This window comes from Clostridium sp. X, from assembly GCF_055755365.1.
In genome coordinates this window covers 1,884,204-1,904,641 of sequence record NZ_CM146912.1, presented here as the reverse complement: position 1 = coordinate 1,904,641, position 20,438 = coordinate 1,884,204, and the positions used below count along the sequence as shown (strand labels likewise).

At 31.1% G+C, this 20,438-nt stretch carries 20 protein-coding genes and 1 pseudogene; 4 read left to right on the top strand and 17 right to left on the bottom strand.

Translation table 11 applies throughout. The features are described 5' to 3' along the window. Nucleotides 1–310: 310 nt before the first annotated feature. The 3 genes from ACX0KU_RS09630 (at nt 311) to ACX0KU_RS09620 (ending at nt 2,422) form a co-directional block, all read left to right on the top strand. Nucleotides 311–796 carry a hypothetical protein gene (locus ACX0KU_RS09630; RefSeq protein ID WP_472989647.1) on the top strand — a complete coding sequence of 162 codons (486 nt, stop codon included), beginning with the start codon at nt 311–313 and terminating at the stop codon, nt 794–796. 97 nt (nt 797–893) lie between these two features. Then, nucleotides 894–1,235 (top strand): SHOCT domain-containing protein, encoded by a 342-nt coding sequence (locus tag ACX0KU_RS09625; protein ID WP_472989646.1) that lies wholly within the window; start codon nt 894–896, stop codon nt 1,233–1,235. A gap of 65 nt (nt 1,236–1,300) precedes the next feature. Continuing rightward, nucleotides 1,301–2,422: a 4Fe-4S binding protein gene (locus ACX0KU_RS09620; RefSeq protein WP_472989645.1), complete on the top strand. Its 1,122-nt coding sequence runs from the start codon at nt 1,301–1,303 to the stop codon at nt 2,420–2,422. Nucleotides 2,423–2,615: 193 nt separating this feature from the next. Here ACX0KU_RS09620 and ACX0KU_RS09615 read toward each other — a convergent pair whose 3' ends face one another. From ACX0KU_RS09615 to ACX0KU_RS09575, 9 genes are all read right to left on the bottom strand, one after another. Then, nucleotides 2,616–3,320, bottom strand: a complete 705-nt coding sequence (locus tag ACX0KU_RS09615) for an ABC transporter ATP-binding protein (RefSeq protein ID WP_472992433.1) — start codon at nt 3,318–3,320, stop codon at nt 2,616–2,618. 1 nt (nt 3,321) lies between these two features. After that, nucleotides 3,322–4,179: an ABC transporter ATP-binding protein gene (locus tag ACX0KU_RS09610; RefSeq protein ID WP_472989644.1), complete on the bottom strand. Its 858-nt coding sequence runs from the start codon at nt 4,177–4,179 to the stop codon at nt 3,322–3,324. Further along, the gene (locus ACX0KU_RS09605) at nt 4,172–5,266 is read right to left on the bottom strand and encodes a branched-chain amino acid ABC transporter permease (RefSeq protein ID WP_472989643.1); all 1,095 of its coding nucleotides are present in this window, start codon (nt 5,264–5,266) and stop codon (nt 4,172–4,174) included. Before ACX0KU_RS09605 ends, ACX0KU_RS09610 begins: the two co-directional genes overlap by 8 nt. A 2-nt stretch (nt 5,267–5,268) precedes the next feature. Beyond that, nucleotides 5,269–6,159, bottom strand: a complete 891-nt coding sequence (locus ACX0KU_RS09600) for a branched-chain amino acid ABC transporter permease (protein WP_472989642.1) — start codon at nt 6,157–6,159, stop codon at nt 5,269–5,271. 126 nt (nt 6,160–6,285) lie between these two features. Then, nucleotides 6,286–7,482 carry an ABC transporter substrate-binding protein gene (locus ACX0KU_RS09595; protein WP_472989641.1) on the bottom strand — a complete coding sequence of 399 codons (1,197 nt, stop codon included), beginning with the start codon at nt 7,480–7,482 and terminating at the stop codon, nt 6,286–6,288. Between the two features lie 146 nt (nt 7,483–7,628). Beyond that, nucleotides 7,629–7,946: a thioredoxin family protein gene (locus ACX0KU_RS09590; RefSeq protein ID WP_472989640.1), complete on the bottom strand. Its 318-nt coding sequence runs from the start codon at nt 7,944–7,946 to the stop codon at nt 7,629–7,631. Nucleotides 7,947–8,035: 89 nt separating this feature from the next. After that, complete coding sequence (locus tag ACX0KU_RS09585) at nt 8,036–8,380, bottom strand: phenylpyruvate tautomerase MIF-related protein (RefSeq protein WP_472989639.1); 345 nt, start codon at nt 8,378–8,380, stop codon at nt 8,036–8,038. 584 nt (nt 8,381–8,964) lie between these two features. After that, a complete protein-coding gene (locus ACX0KU_RS09580) occupies nt 8,965–9,132 on the bottom strand; it encodes a hypothetical protein (RefSeq protein ID WP_472989638.1) in 168 nt (55 codons plus the stop codon). 154 nt (nt 9,133–9,286) lie between these two features. Further along, nucleotides 9,287–9,586, bottom strand: coding sequence for a hypothetical protein (locus tag ACX0KU_RS09575; protein WP_472989637.1), 300 nt, complete (start codon nt 9,584–9,586; stop codon nt 9,287–9,289). 262 nt (nt 9,587–9,848) lie between these two features. On the opposite strand from ACX0KU_RS09575, the pseudogene ACX0KU_RS09570 reads away from it, so the two are divergent. Beyond that, nucleotides 9,849–9,950 (top strand): annotated as a pseudogene (locus ACX0KU_RS09570) (8-oxo-dGTP diphosphatase MutT); the annotation flags it as partial. A gap of 39 nt (nt 9,951–9,989) precedes the next feature. Here ACX0KU_RS09570 and ACX0KU_RS09565 read toward each other — a convergent pair. The 8 genes from ACX0KU_RS09565 to ACX0KU_RS09530 all read right to left on the bottom strand — a co-directional run bounded on the left by ACX0KU_RS09565 (nt 9,990) and on the right by ACX0KU_RS09530 (nt 20,352). Then, nucleotides 9,990–12,893: a DEAD/DEAH box helicase gene (locus ACX0KU_RS09565; protein WP_472989636.1), complete on the bottom strand. Its 2,904-nt coding sequence runs from the start codon at nt 12,891–12,893 to the stop codon at nt 9,990–9,992. 263 nt (nt 12,894–13,156) lie between these two features. Further along, nucleotides 13,157–14,290, bottom strand: coding sequence for a hypothetical protein (locus ACX0KU_RS09560; RefSeq protein WP_472989635.1), 1,134 nt, complete (start codon nt 14,288–14,290; stop codon nt 13,157–13,159). Nucleotides 14,291–14,313: 23 nt separating this feature from the next. Next, nucleotides 14,314–14,961, bottom strand: coding sequence for a MutH/Sau3AI family endonuclease (locus ACX0KU_RS09555; RefSeq protein ID WP_472989633.1), 648 nt, complete (start codon nt 14,959–14,961; stop codon nt 14,314–14,316). A 98-nt stretch (nt 14,962–15,059) separates the two neighbouring features. Beyond that, nucleotides 15,060–15,977, bottom strand: coding sequence for a DNA adenine methylase (locus tag ACX0KU_RS09550; protein ID WP_472989631.1), 918 nt, complete (start codon nt 15,975–15,977; stop codon nt 15,060–15,062). Further along, complete coding sequence (locus ACX0KU_RS09545; protein WP_472989630.1) at nt 15,967–16,749, bottom strand: DNA-methyltransferase; 783 nt, start codon at nt 16,747–16,749, stop codon at nt 15,967–15,969. The genes ACX0KU_RS09550 and ACX0KU_RS09545 overlap by 11 nt, the downstream gene beginning before the upstream one ends. Before the next feature lie 82 nt (nt 16,750–16,831). After that, on the bottom strand, nt 16,832–17,548 hold the full coding sequence (locus tag ACX0KU_RS09540; RefSeq protein ID WP_472989629.1) for a TRM11 family SAM-dependent methyltransferase: 717 nt from the start codon (nt 17,546–17,548) through the stop codon (nt 16,832–16,834). A gap of 404 nt (nt 17,549–17,952) precedes the next feature. Continuing rightward, the gene (locus ACX0KU_RS09535) at nt 17,953–18,819 is read right to left on the bottom strand and encodes a hypothetical protein (RefSeq protein WP_472989628.1); all 867 of its coding nucleotides are present in this window, start codon (nt 18,817–18,819) and stop codon (nt 17,953–17,955) included. Between the two features lie 6 nt (nt 18,820–18,825). Further along, on the bottom strand, nt 18,826–20,352 hold the full coding sequence (locus ACX0KU_RS09530; protein WP_472989627.1) for an AAA family ATPase: 1,527 nt from the start codon (nt 20,350–20,352) through the stop codon (nt 18,826–18,828). Nucleotides 20,353–20,438: the final 86 nt, after the last annotated feature.

Below are 20,438 nucleotides of genomic sequence, written 5' to 3'. Positions count from 1 at the left end.
CGGCTCCCCCACTTTATTTACTATCTCTATTCCCTATTCTCATATGAATACGTCTATTTCTTATATTTCATGACAAAATAATTTTACATCTTTTTACAAGGGTCTGACCCTTTTGTGACTCATTCAATATTTATCACTTAACTATATGAAGACATGATTTTTTTATAAATTTTCACATTTCCATCACAATTACCACAATGCTTTATCAAAAATTAAAAGTAATATATAAACATAAGGTTGATTAAATCATATTACTTGCAAAGCTTTAGTACTTTAACCAACCTAAAAAAACATTAAGGAGTTGAAATATATGAAAAAGAAAAATTTAATCTTAACACTCGCTATTACTTTACTTGTTGGGTTAGGTGCAACAGCCTATGCTGCTACAACTGACACTAATACCGGCTACTATCAAGGTACTAGATTAGGTCGAATTACAGGCTTTAGAGGATTTGACGTTATAACCAATATACTTAAAGGTAAAGGTGTAACTGATACAGAAATAACAGATGCCGTAAATTCTGGCAAAACATTATATAGCTTAGCTGAAGAAAAAGGTATAACAAATGATCAATTTAAAAGCTCCATGCTGGAAGAAAGAATTAAAATTATAGATGATGCCGTTGCTAATGGTACTTTAACTAAAGAACAGGGAGAGCTTTCTAAAGAAAGAATTACTGAAAATATTGCTAACTGCACCACTCCAGGTCAAATGAACGAAAGAATGGGCGGACAAAATAGAGGTAGAGGTATGCAAGGCGGTGGATGTTTAAATAATTCAAGCCTGACTAAGTAAATTTTGAATTGCATGGACTTATACGGAATAGCAAACCTATTCCGTATCTCATTTATAAGTATACAATGTAAAATTTGAATATGGAAGGTGTGATTCTATGGGATATGGTCATTCTATTGGATATGGACTCAATGGGCTTGATTGGTTAATAACTCTGTTAATAGTTGGATTTATATTTCTATACATTTTGAGATTTATAAACAAAGGTAATGGCTCAAACAACTACACTAAGATTCTATATATATTAAAGGAACGATATGCTAAAGGAGAAATAGATTCTGATGAATATGTAGAAAGAAAAGTAGTAATTGAGGATACAGAATTCCCGGAACCTGCTGAACTAATTCTTTTAGAGCGATATGCAAAAGGTGAAATAAATACAGAAGAATTTTATTCAATAAAGAATGAAGTTAATACTCACGATAAACTCTTTTATTAACTTTAAATAAAAAGTTAATGTTCTTTGAAGTATATAAAAATATAATGTGAAAGGAAATGTTTATTATGAAAAATAATAAATTCATTAAATATATAAGATGGGTACTATTAGCTTCTTTTCTTGTACTTATAACAATTGAAGCATATTTGCATCAGTTAATTGGTGGTGGAGAAGCTCCATCAATTCATGCGTTATGTCCCTACGGTGGGCTTGAGTCATTATACAGTGTAATTTTTAGTGGTACTTATATTCAAAAAATATTCCTAGGAACAATGACTTTATTGACAATAACTTTGCTTGTATCAATATTATTTAGGAGAAGCTTCTGCGGATTCATCTGTCCTTTTGGAGCACTTCAAGAGTTCTTTGGCTTAATAGGGAAAAAAATATTCCGTAAGAGGTTCATTATTCCCGCAAAAATAGACAAGCCTCTAAGGTATTTAAAATATGTGATACTAATAATAACCATAATTTTTGCATGGAAAACTGCTGGCTTATGGATAGATCCCTATGATCCTTGGGCAGCTTATGGACATATAACTGAAGGACTGTCCACTTTAACTGGTGAATACTTAGTTGCATTTATACTTTTGATTATTGTTATAGTTGGTTCTATGCTTTATGATAGATTTTTCTGCAAATATCTTTGTCCAATGGGAGCAGTATATGGTATAGTGTCAAAATTAAGTCCATCAAAAATTGTTAGAAATAAAGATAAATGTGTAAATTGTAAAATTTGCAGCAAGAGCTGTCCTGTAAATATTAATGTAGCTGAGTGCGACAAAGTTACTTCAGCGGAATGTATTGGATGTCAAACTTGTGTACTTTCATGTCCTAAAAAAGATGCGCTGCAATATAATACTTCAGGAAAAGTTATAAGGCCTCTTACAGTTATTTTGCTTGTAATATCGATTTTCTGTGGAGGATTGCTAATAAGCAAATCTGTTGGTTTATTTGACGTACTGCCTAAGGCAATAACTTCTGAAACTAAACTCAGTGTTGAAGAGCTAAAAGGTTACATGACAATAAGGGAAGTATCAATAGGAACAGGTATAAAAATAGAGGATTTATACAAGAAGTTAGAAATCCCAGATTCAGTTCCAGAAGATACGAAGTTAAAAGACATAAAAAATTTCGTAGATGGATTTGAAGTTGAGACTGCTAAAGAAAAACTTGAAGAAAAATAATAATTTTATTAAGTATTTAAATAAACAGCCTGGCACTTAGGAGTGTCAGGCTGTTTTGTTATAATCTAAACAAATTATCAGTTTTTATTTTTACAAGGGTCTGGCCCCTTTGTGAGGGGCTTGCGCCGAACTTGCTAAAAATTGTGGCACTTTACATCCATAACCAGGTACCATAGTAAAAATAGGATACAGTCTATTTTGTCTTACCAAGATATGCTTCCTTAATGCTTTCGTCAGAAAGAAGCTCTTGTCCTGTACCTTCTTTTGTAATTATACCTGTTTCAAGTACATATGCCCAATCAGCAACCTTAAGTGCCATATTGGCATTTTGCTCGATCAAAAGAACAGTAATGCCTTCTTTATTTATAGTTCTTATAATATCAAATATTCCCTGCACAATAAGTGGAGCAAGTCCAAGGGATGGCTCATCCATCATAATAAGCTTAGGACGGCTCATTATTGCCCTACCAACTGCCACCATCTGCTGCTCTCCACCTGATAATGTCCCTGCAAGCTGCCATGAACGCTCCTTCAACCTTGGAAAAAGCTCATACACATGGTCAATATCTGCTTGAATGTTATCCTTACGAAGATATGCCCCGATTTTCAGGTTCTCTAATACAGTAAGATTAGGAAATACACGACGTCCTTCCGGAACCAATGTAATACCCTGAGAAACTATATAATCAGGCTGTTTTCCTGTTATATCTTTTCCCTGAAATGTTATATTAGCCTGCTTAGGCTTAACAAGTCCAGCAATAGTACGAAGAACTGTACTTTTACCTGCTCCATTTGCACCTATTAAGGTTATAATTTTCCCCTCTTCTACATCTATTGAAACATCTCTTACAGCTTCAATCCCACCATAATTAACAACAAGATTTTCAATTTTTAAAATACTACTCATCTCCGCTCACCCCCAAATATGCTTCTATTACTCGAGGATTATTCTGAATTTCAGCTGGAGTACCCGATGCAATCTCCTTACCAAAATCAATTACATATATGCGGTCAGAAATATCCATAACAAGATTCATATGATGCTCGATCAAAAATATTGTAAGTTTGAAATCGTCCTTTATTCTTCTGATAAACTCACAAAGTTCCATTGTTTCCTGAGGATTCATCCCTGCAGCAGGCTCATCTAAAAGCAGAAGCTCAGGTTCAGTGGCAAGAGCCCTTGCAATTTCAAGTCTTCTCTGCTTTCCATAAGGCAATGAGCTTGCAATTTCATCCTTAAGGTCTGCAAGTCCAAGAATTTCAAGAAGCTTCAAACACTCCTCCCTATTCTCCTTCTCTTCATTACGATTCATCCTAAAAGTAGCAGTAAAAACATTGGCCTTTTGACGCATATGTTTTGCAATAAGAACATTTTCAAGCACACTTAGTTCCTTAAAAAGACGAATATTCTGGAAGGTTCTTGCAACACCAAGTTTTGTAATTTGATCCGGTGTTTTTTCTATTGTATTTTTATACATGTCCTTATTTTCACCAGCATATAGACTTTTCATTTTTCCCTTAGGACAATTTTCCATTATTTTTTTATCTTTAAAATATACTGCACCATTAGTTGGGGCATATACTCCTGTGATTACATTGAATGAAGTTGTTTTTCCTGCTCCATTGGGACCTATAAGTGATACTATTTCACCCTCATTTATCTCCATTGAAAGATTGCTTACAGAAACAACTCCTCCAAACTGCATTGTAATGTTTTCTAAGCGAAGTATACTTTCTCGTATTGAATTATCATGCATTTTCCTGTACCTCCCGTTTTCCTTTTTTCCTTGAAACTAATCTAAACGGGTCTTTAAAGAATCTAGCTATTCCATCCCATGAAAATTCCCCTGTTCCCATAATACCTTTACGCCAGAAAAGTACTACTATCATTATAACTATTGAAAATACTACCATTCTAAAGCCTGTACGAAGGAAAGGAACTTGAAATTCTCCTATGAACATAGGTTCATCAAGGAATCTCATCCACCACTCACTGCTAGCAACAAACAGGAATGATGCAAGAATGCTTCCTGTAATAGAGCCGATTCCTCCTATTACTACTATAAGAAGTATTTCATATGTCATTGCAGAAGTAAACGCCATTGCCTGTACAGTTGTTTGGAACATTGCAAGAAGTGCTCCACTAATACCCGCAAAGAAAGAACTTATGATAAATGACATCATCTTATGTTTAAACAGATTTATTCCCATTGCTTCTGCGGCAATCTCATCCTCACGTATAGCCATAAAAGCACGGCCGTAAGTTGAGCGTATTAATAGAATAACTATAAATATACATACTGCTGAAACACCAAAAGGAAATAGTATTGAATCATATGTATGAAAATTACGCAGAAGGTTAGATCCATTTGTTAGAGGTCCTATTTTATTCCACTGTATTATGGCTCTTATAATTTCTGCAAAACCTAAAGTTGCTATAGCAAGATAGTCACTTGTAAGTTTTAATACAGGGAGTCCTATTAAAAATGCTGTTAATGCCGCAATAATTCCTGCAATTATTATTGCTACAAGTACAGGAACTGTAAACTGTACTATTCCTCCATCAAAATACTGATATACAAATTCACGCTGTGCTACAGGAATAGTTAATATTGCATAGGTATACGCTCCTATAAGCATAAATCCAGCTTGCCCTAAAGAAAATAATCCAGTAAATCCATTCAGCAAGTTCATTGATACAGCAACCAAGGCATATATAACACCCTTTTGAAGAACCGTTGAAAGCATTGAACTCTTTAATGAAGAATTATCTATGTAGAGCAAAAAACCTAAAAGCACTGCTGTAAGAATTAGTGATGCTATTAATTTAGTTCGTTTCTTCATATCTACACCTTCTCCGATAATTTTTCTCCAAACAGACCGTTTGGCTTCATTACTAATATTATTATTAATAATACAAAAGTAAAAGCATTACTGAATATTGAATAATCGCTATTAGATTTAATAAAGGTTTCACAGATACCAATTATATATGCACCTATTACAGCCCCAGGAATTGAACCTATCCCTCCAAATACTGCTGCAACAAAGGCTTTAAGTCCAGGCATTGCCCCAATAGTCGGAGTTACCTGCTCATAATATGAAAAATAAAGAATAGACCCTACAGCTGCAAGAAAAGAACCTATTATAAATGTGGTACTAATAACACTATTAATTTTAATACCCATAAGCTGAGAGGCTTCAAAATCCTTTGATACTGCACGCATAGCCATACCAATTTTTGTACGTTTAATTAATATTACAAGGCCAATAACAAGGACTATTGTAAGAATAGGCGTAATTATAGTTATAAGCTTTGTTGATATCCCACCAATATTAATTGTATTTGATATAACTGGTATTGAAGGATATGGCTTTGCAAGTCCTCCAGTGAAATATGTAGCAAAATTTTGTAAAAGATATGACACTCCTATTGCCGATATCATTATTGACATTCTCGAGGTATTTCTTAAAGGCTTATATGCCACACGTTCAACAACAACACCTAAAACTACAGTTAAAATCAGCACAAGTGGAATAGAAATATAAACTGGCACACCAGAAGTCACAATATAAATCATAAAAAACCCAGCCATCATGAAAATCTCACCATGTGCAAAGTTAATGAGCCTCAGTATGCCGTAAACCATTGTATATCCTATTGCAATTAGTGCATAGAGACTACCAACAGTTACCCCTGACAACAACAGTTGTATATAATAAGATGAATTTTGCATAAAGAAAAACCTCCTTTCATTTATTTAAATCTTTTATGTAGTAAAAAATGTTAATCTCTTAAATAATAAAGCACAGTAGGTAAATAATTTACCAACCGTGCATATTTTGAATAATCTGCTTATGATTTACTTTGCTACAGACTGAGTTTTTAAGAATTTGAATGCACCGTTTTCAATTGTTTTTATATATGCCATTGACTTATTAGCGTCTCCGTTTGCATCAAATGTTATGTTTCCTGTAACTCCATTATAATTTGTATTTGGCATTATCTTAGCTATATCTTCGCCTTTAGTACTGTTTGCTGTTTTAATAGCTTCAACAGCTACCATATATGCATCGTAGCCAAGAGCTGAAACTGCTGCAACACCTTCAGTTCCTCCGTTATTTGTAAGATTCTTTGGATCTGCCTTTAAGAAAGCCTTAAATCCTTTTACAAAGTCAGTTGCTGCTACATTTGAAGTATCACTTTCATCAAAGAAAGTAGATAAGAAAATGTCTTTTGCAGCATCCCCTGAATTCTTTATTATAGTTTCGTTTTCCCAAGTGTCTCCTGCCATAATTGGTGCCTTAATACCAGCTGTTCTTGCTTGCTTGATAATAAGAGGTGCAGTTTCGATTGACGTTGGAGCAAATATTACATCAACATTCCCCTTTTGGAAGTTTGATAATATTGCTGCGAAATCAGTTTCTCCACTTTGGAAATCAGCCGTTACAACTGTTCCACCAGCATTTTCAAAAGCTTTTTTGAAGTAGTTTCCAAGACCTGCAGAATAATCATCTCCTGCTTGTGTTAGAACTGCTGCTTTCTTGAATCCCTTTTCTTTTGCAAAGTTTGCCATAACTGTTCCTTGGAACGGATCAAGGAAACATACACGGAAATAATAATCATTTCCAAGAGTTACTTGAGGATTTGTACATGATGCCCCTATCGCAGGAATCTTTGCATCCTTGAAAATTGCACCTGCCGCAATAGAAACACCTGAACCGTAAGAACCAAGTACAGCTGAAACGTTTTCGCTAACAAGCTTTTGTGCAGCTGTTTTAGCCTTACTAGTATCTGACTGATTGTCCACTTCTACAAGTTCAATTTTATATGTTTCACCATTTATAGCTACAGTAGGTGTAACTGTATTGGCATAACGCATTCCTAAAACTTCTTGCTTTCCACCACCTGCATTCTGTCCTGATGCTGGTTCAAAAATACCTATTTTAATTACCTTCGCGTCTTTACTTGAGCTTGAAGTTGATTTTGTGCTTCCACACCCCGTAAGCATAGCTAATGTCAAAGCACCAGCCATCATCAAAGCAATTCTTTTTTTCATTTTTATCCCCCTTTTCCATTATATATACAAATATATTATCATTTTGCCCCAATAAAGTCCATATATTTAGTATACGTTTTCTTAATAATTAATAAATTGATAATTTACTTTTAAATACTTTCATATTTTTTTTTATTGCCCTAAACTTATATGTACTTCTCTATCCATTGAACCATAATTTCTTTTGGTTTAAATCCAAGTGATTTATCAACAATATTTCCATCTTTAAATATAATGACAGCCGGAACTGTGTAAGTATCAAACTTTTTCGCTATCTCTTCATGATCAAAAATATTTATTCTTAGAAATTTTGCTTTTTCACTTAATTCCTCTGATACTTCTTGAAAAACAGGTTCTAACATTTCACATGGAGTACAAAATGATGCCCAAAAATCTACTACTACAAAAGTACCCTCTTTAATTTCTTTATCTAATGAAACTTCATCTAATATATTTTTTACCATATACTCTCTACCCCTTTACTATTTTTTTATAAGTGTGTGGCCCCTTTTCGCGGGAAGGCTTGACTGAGTGAACTTGTTTATCCACTAATTTAAAAAAGCTCCCCATTCCATCCCCAATCTTCAACTTCACTAAAGGTAATAAATATACTATCCTTTGATATAGAAAGTTGTGTTTCAAAAAGGCTGCATAATAAGTTAGTAACTTTATTCTTATGTTCTCTTTCCGCAGTTCCAGCTATTTTAACTTCAATAAAAGCAGCTTTTTCCATTTTATTTCCTCTAAAATAAATAGTTTCATCTTCATTAAAGCTTACCATAAGCCAGTCTTCAGATTTTCCTGGAATTTCTGTTATGATTTCTCCCATCTTAGTCTTTAAGACTTCTTTGTCTTGCTCTGAGAGCTTTATAGTTAGCTTTGAATTTATGTATGGCATTTCAATACCCCTCCCTTATATTTATTTATATAATTACATTATAACAAAAGTTTGTTGACATAAATTACACCCCTGGGGTGCTGATCTTATTTTGTTCTTCTGTGTATTCTCCCCACGAAATTCCTCTGTCTTTTAATATATCTATAATTAGCTGACAAATTTATCATCATCCTTTTTATAAATATTATAACATATAATATTTATCCTCTTAGTAAAAATATTATTTATAATTATTAAAATAACTACATGTTGTAATCGTATTACGGAGCTATGAGAATACTCTTGCTTATAATTCTGATGTATAACATCAAACAATAATTCCCAATTATTGCTACAACCTTTGAGGTCATACCCTACTTACAGTTTTACCCTGGAGTCTGATCCTTACAAACGCGAAAAAACAGTAGAATATACACACTCTACTGTTCTTACTTCTATTTATATATTAAATTCCTCTTTAGATTCCCTACTTTATTTATTCTAACTATTCTCTATTCTGATATAAATACGTCTATTTCTTATATTTGATGATAAAATGATTTTACATCTTTTTACAAGTGCCTGACCCTTTTGTGTTAATATTTTTATCTATATGTATTCTTTTCTTTATTCTTTTCTATATTCTTAAGCACTTCAGAAAATGTTATATTCTCATTATTTATAGTTTGCTTTCTTTGCTTAAGATCACCCTTATAGCTCGACTCTCTATGATCATAATATTTATTATATTCCAATACTCTGTTAATCTTCATACTAATAAGCACCTCCAATTATATATACGCAAGGTTCTTAATATTTAGTAGGATGGAATAAAAATCACCTAATTTCACATTGAACATTGTAAATCGCCATTAACTCGTCATTTTCTCGTCACAAATAATTAATTTATAAATACAAATCCCCCCCTCAGGGGTACTTGCCAAGGAGATACCCCTGAGCTTGCTCCACTCCTTTTTCTATTCCTCTTTCCTCAACTCTTGGATCATAAAAGCTTTTAACCATACTTTCAACTTCCAAATCAAAATCTCTATACTTACCATACATATTTATAAAATATGTACTTAAATTTTCAATTACTATGTTCATATCATTATAATCACTTATATCTATTTTACAGCCTTCATAAGCCTTATCAATAGCTGTAAGAGTATTTCTTAAAAGAACCATCCTTTCCTCATATAGTTTAAACATCTCAGATTTTTTCATCTCTTCACTAAACTCCTACTTAACGCAAAAAACAGTAGAATATACACACTCTACTGTTCTTACTTCTATTTATATATTAAATCCCTCTTCTGTTCCCCTACTTTATTTACTATCGATATTCCATATTCTCGTATAAATACGTCTCTTTATTATGTTTCATGACAAACTAATTTTACATCTTTTTACAAGGGTCTGACCCTTTTGTGAGGGAAAGCTTGCCTGACTGAGCTTGCTAATTACTGTAAAGTGTAGAATTGTAAGTGGATGCCCTACTGCTAGTGAGCATGATAAACTTATTTGGTTACATAAGAAAAACCTAATTTCTCTAAATTGGGCCCCTGCTGATGTACTAGCTGTTGAATAATTAGTATCAGAAGTATAAAAGGTATAGACTAGTTAAAGACTATACCTTCTTATTAAATTCTAAATATAAACTACTTGGTATTTCATTTTCTAATTCTAAAGCAACTGTTATAGGTTTTTCTCCACTATATTCAACAGTGTTTCCTTTTCCAATATAGATATATGGTTCTGATTTTCCATCTAGCTCCTTATATTTTCTTATAAATATATGCAAGTTAGTCTTTCTCTCTCTATTAAATATTATATTTTTTCCTCTGTCTGATTTTTGTGCTGTATTATTTTGAGTTTGCCATTGTAAAAGCGTTTTACTAATAAATTTATCTTTATAGTTAATGCTTTCTTTTATATTTTCTTCTTTATGCAAGTCTATAAATATAAAATATTCTTTTTCATTAACTGTTAACCCAACTCCTCTAAAAGAACTGTGAATCTTTGTATAGTTAGATAATAAAGCTGTATCTACCATTTTATATTGCTCATACAGTTTAAGGAAAGGTATACCATAGTAGTTATCTCCAAATTCTTTTTTATATCTAAAGAGTCCATAGTTTACTATATCTTCTATATAAACTCTAAAGTCTTTATTCTTAATTATACTTAAGAACTCTTCTGTGTCATTTAAAACTCCATCACTATAATCAAAACACTTTATATTGCTTTTAACCTGCGCTGAATCATAGTACTCTTGATTTAAGCACCTAAAAGCATGTTCCACACTTCCATTATCAACATCTTTTATATATTTTAATATTTGATTTTTACCTTCTTCTAAAGTTATCTTAGAATGATTCAGCAAGTAATGCATAATTGCAAACTCATATACTCTCTTTACTGGAAGCTTACTTGATAATTCTTTTAAGACTTTAGAAAAAATCTCATTTCCTAGTAATCCTTGAATTACTTCATCTTTTTCCATTTTTGCTACAAATCCTAAATAAGTCTTTTCTTTATTTATGAACTTGATTGGATCTGGTGCACCATCATACTTAAAATAATCCATTAGTAAGTAAGAGATTTTACCACTTCTCATTATTTTAAATTCAAGGTACTCTTCTTTTAAATATTTCATAGAATTAAAGTTTTCTGCACCTAATTGTTCTAGTATTCTCTCTTGAGAAATTCTGTCCATTTGAATATTTGTGCACCCTGGAAGATTTGCAAATTCCGTTGCTACAGCTACTCTTAAGCTATCCTTGTCATAGTACCTAGAACCATTTAATGCTATAGCGATTAAGAAAGCTTTATTATGATTTCCTATAAAGTCCAGCACTGTTAAAAAGCTTTTATCTTCATGTTTTCTAAGTCCTCTACCTAATTGTTGTATAAAAACTATAGGTGAATTTGTAGGCCTAAGCATTAGTACTAAATTAATAGAAGGTATATCCACACCTTCATTAAAAATGTCCACAGTAAAAATCACCTGAAGATCCTCTTCATCAGACTCTAGCTTTTTTATATATTCTTCTCTCTCCTTTGGTGAATTTTCTCCTGTTAAAGATACACTTTTAATACCTCTTTTATTAAACTCAGCAGCCATATATTCTGCATGATCTATAGTGGCACAAAAGCCTACAGCTTTTAACTTTTTACCATCATATCCATAGAAGTTCATTTTCTCAATTATAAAGTCAACTCTTTCATTGACTTTTAATCTCTTGCTAACTTCTGAAATATTATCTAGGCTGATATCACTTAAATCTACACCCTCTATATCAGTTATTCCAAAATAGTGAAATGGTATAACTAAATCTAAGTCTAAAGCTTCACGCAATCTAACTTCTAATGCTACATTATTATCAAAGATGTCAAATATATTCTCGCTATCACTTCTCTCTGGTGTAGCTGTCATTCCCATTAAAAACTTAGGTTTAAAGTATTCTATAACTTTTTTATAGGTAGGACTTCCTGCATGATGTGCCTCATCCACAACAATATATTCAAATTCCTCTGGATCAAATTCATATAAATTATTATTCATAGATTGTATTGTAGAAAATAAATAATCTGCATCAAGTTCTTTACTACTTCCTGTTAAGAGTCCTGTTGTCTTTGATTTATTCTTAACTAATCTTTTAAAGGTCTTTTCTGCACTTTTTAATATCTCTTCTCTATGAACAATAAACAGCATCTTTTTAGGTTTGAAATTAACAACATCAAAAGCTGACATATATGTCTTTCCTGTTCCTGTTGCAGCTATGACTAATGCTTTATTTTCTCCAAAGGCTCTTAACCTATTTAAATTATCTATTGCTTTTACTTGCATTTCATTAGGTTTTATTAACTGATAGTTTTCAAACTCAATCTTCTTTGAGGAATCTATTTTTCTAATTTCTTTTACAAAACTCTCATATGTATTAATAAACTCTTCATTTACAATCTCTGTGAAATCCCAAAGCTTATCATATTCTTTTAATACATCTTTAATAAAAGTATCTTCCTTTTTAGAAACAACTCTAACATTCCACTCTACATTGCTTTTTAATGCGCTTTGAGTGATATTAGAAGATCCTATAATAATTTTATAATCATCTTTATTTTCAAATATATATGCCTTTGTATGAAAGCCACCATTGTCTTTATTTGCAATAAATACTTTTAAGTCTATATTGCTAAAGCTCTTGATCTTTTCTAAAGCCTTAGGTTCTGTAAAGTTTAAATAAGTGGAAGTTATTATCTTGCCTTCTACGCCTTTTAACTCTAAATCTCTAAAGGTATCTAGTAGAAGCTGTATGCCACTAAAATTTATGAAGGCAACACTAAAATAAAACTTCTCACATTCACTTAAACATATTTTTAGTTCATTTAGTAAATTACTTTGATCTGAATTGACTATTAATTTGTTATTTACTAAATAGGATTCATTTTCTATACTTTTAGGCTCTATATTTAATGACTCATATTCAATTGATTTAATGGACAAATTATCTTTAGCTATATTATTCATATTGATTACCTCATGTTATTAAAAACTTTCAATATCTAGTACCCATACTTATCAATCTTTATCTTTCCCCATATAGATCATGTTTTAAGTGTATGATAGTAACAGAAAACAGAATTCACTAACATTCATTCCATTTTCTGCAGGGTAGCTGTCACCTTCTAAAAATCGGTAACGTAGTGGAGAATTTTTGTTACTGTGGCTCTTTTGTATGCTAGAGCTTGGCAGCTTTGCTGACAAGGTATGTTGCTAATAACTAACCGTCTTTATGCCATAATTCCACCACCACCACCTTCATCAGTGGTTCCACTATCCCATCCTGTCATGCCTTTTATAGAAATAGATTTAGGCGGCTTTAAATTTCTTTTTTCTTTTGGACAGATATAATTCATTAGGCATTTACTACACTTCCTAGCATTTAATAAACAGTTGGCCTTGCCTATTGACTTATATACTAAATAATCCATAGATGCTGGTGTTGGTGGACATGAGTTATTTGGCAACTCTTTCCACACCTCCCAAACACGCCTCCATGCTTCTTGAGTCATTTTATCCATTAATCCATATTGATGACAATAAACATCTAAATAACTTGCCAGTAGTGGAATAGGCATTTTCAAAAGACCAGTTCTTAATGCTATCCTCATTGTATTAGAATCACTTGCAACATTTAAAGACTGAATATTTTTTCCCGGTTTCCATACCTTCCAATCCATCATATCCCTAAGAAACATATCTGCTTTTTTTCTACTATACCCTATTTCCATCTTGTCAGCTAATAAACTCCTAACTTCCAGCACATCATTTCCACACTTTTCATAAATATTAAAAGCATCACTTTCACAATATTCTATTAGAAAATCGGCAGCATTTCGCATCCATTTTGTTCTTTTATCACCTTGAGAGCCAGTTGCATCTAAATAGTCAAGGAATTCATAAATTATAGATTTGTCATTAACAATTTTATTAGCATCAAACCAGTCAGGTGTTTTTAAAAACTGCTGAAATGGATCTCTGTCCTTTTTATAGATATTAATTTTAAAATCTTGAATGGCTGTGAAAAATCTTACATTCGCTATATTATTAGAAGTAAGACCTTCTTTATTTATTTTAGGACTTATCTCTATGTCAATAAATTCCTCTCTATTTGAAAAAACTTCATCAAATTTCTTTGCTATTTTTATTGCTTGTTCATCATCAATTGATATATTTAATATTTCTTTATGATTTTTTTCCCAATAATGATGAAAATCCGATACATAGACTCCACTCTTTTGATAAAAATATTTATTTAGTTTGTCTAAAAATAATCTAGTTGTAGTGATTTCATCAAATTCAATTTTTGAATCTATTCCAAGCTCTTTTAAGACTTCTTCTAACAAGTTCTTCACTGATTTCATAATACACCTTCTTTTATATAATTTTATAATGAAGTTATATAACGCATAAACTCTTTCTTAAAATAAAAAGCATGGTTCTTATTAGATACATATTTACCATAAGTCTCTGAGTAAATTGGAAAGTAAGGCTTTGAATCTTTACTTCTAATCTGAATAAACTCTCCATTAGATGTATGAATAAATCCATCACTACTTGTTTCTATATGTTCTTTTAATTTTTTACATATATTGTAATAATCCTCTTCTAACTGATTACGTAAATTAACGAATTTTGAATCTTCAAGATTTATATTGATTTCAGATAAAATAAACCAATCGGCAGGTTGTCCATCTTTACTTATAGGCACATATAAGAGATTTTTTATCTTTTTATAAAGTTTACTTTCATAAAAATTTCTCTCTTCTAGCAACTCGTCTATCATACCAGATATTTGAGTAATGAACATAGTCTCTAGTGGTTTACCAGTTCTGTCACATTTATTAGTCTTTAACTCTCCATCATCAAAATCCAAAGCTTTATTTGTATTTTTCATACCAAGTAGTATCTCTAAAAGTTGTCCACTTTTACCCTTGTTTTTAATAATATCTTGCATATTATCATTAGATAATATTTCTCCAAATAGTTTTCCTATATAAGGTTTTATTTTAATAAATGCTTCTTGTAGTTCCATAATATACCTCCAGATAATTAATTACTACAAGTTTAGCACAAAAAAGCAAAAAAAGCCCATATATTATGGACTATTTTTCTTTACTAATCAATTGCTACTTAATATGTACGCACCAATATCTCGTTAATTGCTCCCCTACCATTTCCTTTACTGTTTATATTTCTAAGGGCTCTAACTCTTTCTATCTTAAACTCACTATATAATTCATCAAAAAAACTATCTTCTTCATTAGTGTTCTTAGGATCAGAATTACTAAGCATTATCTTAGCTCCCTTTTCTTCCCACACTTTTCTAACCCAATTTCCCAATCTTATCTGAGATTCATCATTAAATTCAGTGCTAGAATAATCTTTAAAATTAGATGTATTACTTAAAGGTCTATATGGTGGATCTATATAGACAAAAGTATCCTTATCAATATACTCTTCAACCTCTGTAAAATCTCCATTTAAAATAATAACATTTTTAAGAACTTTATTCACTTCTTTTAAGTTTTCTTCATCTAATATTGGTGCATTTACTCTTTTCCCAAATGGAACATTGAAACCACCCTTTTTATTTTCTCTATACAAGCCATTAAAACAAGTCTTATTTAAAAATATCATTCTTGATGCATGCGATATCCATTTTTCAGCAAACACGTCAGAATTTATATTGCCATTTTCATCATTGAATGCTTTTCTTTCATTATAATAAATGTTTTGTTTAACTTCCATGTCCTCAGTAGCATGATATTCGTTATGTATATTTCTTAGTTCATTTATAAGTTTATTTACATTATTTTGAATAACTTTATAAGTTATTATAAGATTTTTATTAATATCATTTATAATAACTTTTTCAAAATCATATTTCTCCTGCAAACTAAAGAAAACTGCTCCTCCTCCGATAAAAGGTTCAACATAAATTTTTATATTACTTTCTTCTAGGTCTCTTGGATAAAAATTACTAAATTGGTCTAATAATTGAGTTTTTCCTCCAGCCCATTTTAAAAATGGTCTTGCATTATTTGTCATTTACTTCACTCCGATTCATTTTGTCTTCTGTTAATCTTTTATATGCTAAATCTAAATAATCTCTTTCTGTATCAATACCTATAAATTTTCTATTATATATAAGTGCGGAAACTCCAGTGGTTCCTGAACCTGCAAAAGGGTCTAATATTAAGTCTCCTTCATTTGATGAAGATAATATTACTCTTCTAAGTAACTCTAATGGTTTTTGTGTCGGATGTTTTCCTAAGAGCTTCTCTTTTTTAGGAGTAGTTGATATGGTCCAAAAACTTCTCATTTGTTTACCATCGTTTAATTCTTTCATAATCTCATAATTGAAAGTATGCTTAAACTTTTTTGCTTTCTTTGCCCAGATTAAAGTTTCATGACTTGCAGTAAAACATCTACACCCCATATTGGGTGCTGCATTAGGTTTAATCCATGAAATTTCATTTATTATATAGTATCCCATTTCTAATAAAATATATGTTATTTGATGTATGCAATGATAGGTTCCAGATATCCATATAGTACCTTCATCCTTTAATACTCTGTCACAACTCTTCAACCACTTTTTATGAAACTTTATATCTTCCTTAAAACCTTTTGATTTATCCCATTCTCCCTTATTTACACTTACCATTTTACCACTTTGACATGTAATTCCATCATTACTAAGCATATAAGGAGGATCTGCAAAAATTAAATCTATAGACTTCTGGTCTAACTTTTTTAAAACTTTATTACAGTCGCCTTTATATAACATAAAATTATGACTTTCTTTATATATTTTCATTATAACCACCATTAATATCAATTTATTTAAATTTGATAACTCTTCTATTTTACATTAAAAAAGAGCTATTGTGATAGCTCTTTTAAAACTTTTTAAATATAAATAAATATTCATGAGCAATAAGAAGAAAATTTCTTTTCTTACTTATCTCTATCCATTTTTCTGTTGATGAGCAATTATGCTGTTCTTTAATTATTATTTCCTTTATTTTGAATCCAACATTTATAAAACTGTTCATAATATTAAATCCTAATGGTTGAATTAGTCCATTTTTTCTAGTATCACCTATAAGAATAGCACAATAGCAATCTTTTTTGAGGACTCTATAACACTCTTCTGCTACTACTTCCATTACCTTATAATATTCATTTAAATCAAGTAAAGATATATCATCTTTATTAGAATTGCTGTACTTTATAATATTTGAATATGGAGGATGGGTACAAATTAAATCTATTGTTTCATCTTTAATATTTTTAATATTTTTAGCATCACCTTTTATAATGGATATATTATTAGAGTAATTACTACATCTTTCTTTAGCTAAAGATAGTGCATTATCATTAATATCTATACCTATAAATTTTCTATTTAATAATGCTGCCTCAATTGCAGTCGTTCCACTGCCTAGAAATTGATCTAACACTAAGTCTTTCTCTTTACTATATCTCAAAATAATATTTCTAGGTATATAAGGACTCCAATTTCCCCGATAATCTCCTTTGTGTGTTGCCCAATTTCCTCTTTCTTTAAAACTCCATAAAGTAGTATATTGCAATTCTTGTTTAGTAGACTCCATCAATAATCACCTCTGTTTTGATTATTGACATTAAATAAAGAGTAATACATCTTAAACAAAATTATTATCTTTTAATTCATTATCCATCATGGTTCTGCCTCTCCAGTTCCAGTAAATAATGACCTCAAAATCAAATATTTCTTATTTCATCTTAAATAGACTTACATCCTTTTAGCAATACAAAACAGAATTTACTAACATTCATTCCATTTTCTATAGGGCACGTGTCACCTTTCAAAAATTGGTAACTTAGCGAAGAATTTTTGTTTCTCTTTGAATTGGAATTTTCTTCTACCCTGGATTTCTAGTGAGGCCATGCTTTGCTGGACTCACTTGCTATTCTTAATTACGGGACAATGCACCTGTTCCCTCGTCCCTTTAAAATCGTTTAAGACCAACACTAATTATTCAGAATTATTGGCTTCTCTATGTCTTTCTAACCAATTGCTACAAAACCAGTCACTTTTTATTAAAGCTCTGTACATTCCGCATTTCCATGAATTTAGGCTAACATATTTGTAGCTTTCCAGACATTCTTTCAAGTAATTTCTAACGGTTTCACCTCTTGACCTATTATTAATATTAATAAGCATTCTTTTTATTCCTTCAAATTCTACAGCTGCTTGTACACTATAAAGTTGATTAAGTTCAAAAACCTTAAAATGATTTTTAACACGTTCATAAAGAAGGTCATCCCATTCTTCAGGTTTTAAGACTTCAAAAGTAAATATTATTTCATCTTCTTCTTTCAAATTTGCATTTAACCATATCACATCATCAATTTCATCGTAATATGGATGAATTGTTACATCTATCTGATTGTTAAACTCATTATCAGCTTTAACAAAATTACAATCTTTACATGTAGGAATTAAATTTATCAAAGCAACAGCCAGTGAGGGGTATTTCATTTTAGGTAAATAATGCTCTAATGTTGATACTTCTCTATGACCACAAATTGGGCATATACCATTCTTAGATGAAGTAATTAATTTATCATAATATTTTCTCCCTGGCCCCTTTTTATTTACCAGCTTATTATTATATAACTTACTCATATCTTCATTTGAGATGATTCCTGCAACATTGTCTGCTGAAGAAATTGTATGGATCTCGTCACTATGTTTTTTAGCATCAAAGTCGATAACAGCAGATGCTATTTCATCGGCACATATCTCTAGATTTTTCTTGTATGCCTTATTCCTTGTATTACTAATACACTCTAAAAAAACTTCTTTTGCATCATCATTTGGCTTAGGTAATTTTCTCATAATCTATTACTCCTCAATTTCCAAGTTAGCAATAATAGCTCTAAGTATTGCTTTAGCTTCCATGCCAAGTTCATCATTAAAATGACGAACTACCCTATTATAACTACGATATTTTTCAGCAGCTTCTTTAAGCATTTTATGAAAACCCGAATGGGTTACTTCATATCCAAACACTTCTCTTGTTAAAGCCCCTAAGTTTTCTCCAAATGATTCAATCTCTAGCCTTTCAGCAATTGCTTCTCTGCCACTTCTTCTGAGTTTCCAAACACAACTTTTAGGTACCTCTTGAAGAACGACAGGAGAATGTGTAGCTATAATCGCCACACCATTTCTATCAATTAATAATTCTGAAAGTGCTCTAATAAAAGCTGATAAAAGAGGAGGATGTAAATGTCCTTCAGGTTCATCTAAAATTATCAAAGATTTTTCCTCCACAACTTCAACTAGTTTTGTTATTGTTAGTAGTATGATTCTATGTCCTGAACTTAAGTTATCAAAAAGCTTTAATGATTTCTCTTTAAACACATCACTATTATATCTTCTTAGTTTTCTGATGCCTGCATCTTTAAATATTGGATCTGATTCTAAGTTTTTTATTGCTTTGTTCCACATTTTATATTTAGCACCATGTATACAGATATCAGCACTTTCAACAAAAATCTTTGCCAGTTGAGATAATCTATCATTTATTTTATTACTATTGTCAGGTTCATTATATAAAGGTAATCCAATATTAATAAAAGGAATACTGTCATCGCTCTTAATATCTTCAGAAAAGATAGATGAAAATTCATCAAAAGCACTAAACGCTACACAAATTACATTAGCAAAAGGTTTTTCCTTTCTCCTTCCGACAAAGAATTCTCCTGTTTTTTCATCGGTTTTATAATAAACTAATGATTTAATCATATTTTTAATAAGTCGAGTTTTACCTACTCCATTTCTTCCAATAACAACATGGATATTAGTTGGAGGATTGGATTCTGGAGTAACAGAGAAAGATAGTTCCATTGGATCAGATAAAGCCTTCTCATCTTCTGGAGAAATAAATTTGAAGTTATAATCTGTTAGTCTAACTCCACCATTAGCAATTCTATTAAATTGTCTCAGTACTGTTGTTATTGTAATATCTCTCATTAAAGATACTCGAGTAACATCACGACCACGTACCTCTTCAAATAAATCAGTATCTAATGCTATATCATTTAAACTTTTTAAAACATCTTGCCTTATTTCTTCTCCCAATTTATTGAGATTCTCATAATAGTAATCTGTTTGACCTAATGAAAAAAATTTTTCATTTAGATATTCAAATTCATTAGGAATCTTTGGTCTTCTCTGTTCTGATTTCATTACTTTCTCGCCTATTTTAATTTTTCCAATATATTTATGTTCACCATACTCATCAATATATTCTAGATCATACATAGTCTCATAGTTAAACCAATCATCCCATTTATCCTCTATTAAAAACATAGTATTTCTTTGTGTTGAATCTGGTTTGTAATTCACACTTTTCACTCTAAACTTCAAAATAAATCCTCCTAATAGATAAAATTATTGAATAATAAGTTTTCAAACTCATTTCCATTAGTATACTCATAGTAGGTAAATTCCCT